Origin of the sequence: Gilliamella sp. Pas-s27, assembly GCF_009795865.1 — a bacterium.
GTDB lineage: Bacteria > Pseudomonadota > Gammaproteobacteria > Enterobacterales > Orbaceae > Gilliamella.
Genome location: NZ_WTEW01000115.1, coordinates 1 through 380 on the forward strand (window position 1 = coordinate 1; position 380 = coordinate 380).

Genomic DNA, 380 nt, shown 5'->3' on the forward strand with positions numbered 1-380 from the left:
CGGTTGCTTTTACCGTGGATAATCACCTGTTGGCTGATTTTTTGTTCGTGGCGTAGGCGGGCATACCATTCACCACTTTCGATACTCATTTCACTCGAATTGTTATCACTATCATTAGTATTCGTCTCACTCTCACGTCCATTATCATGACTGCCACTAGCATTGGCACCATTATCCGTCAGACCTTTGTAGTGCTCCTCATAACGGTACTCAGTGCCATAGGTGGTGGTGTTCTTCGGTTGGGTATTGATGTCTTTGTGTAAATCAGCGTTGGCGGTTCGATAGTTATAGTCGTTTACCTCAACCGAAGATGCCACCACGTCACTGTGTAAGCGAATAGCCCAAACACTTTCCGTGCCACCATCTAAGGTGCCACTCGG

The 380-nt window shown here is 46.8% G+C and carries 1 protein-coding gene; it reads right to left on the minus strand.

Annotated elements, in window-relative coordinates; translation table 11 throughout:
* Window positions 1-380, minus strand: a 380-nt coding sequence (locus GQ589_RS11945; protein ID WP_202115116.1) for a contractile injection system protein, VgrG/Pvc8 family, incomplete at both ends; no start/stop codon positions are given.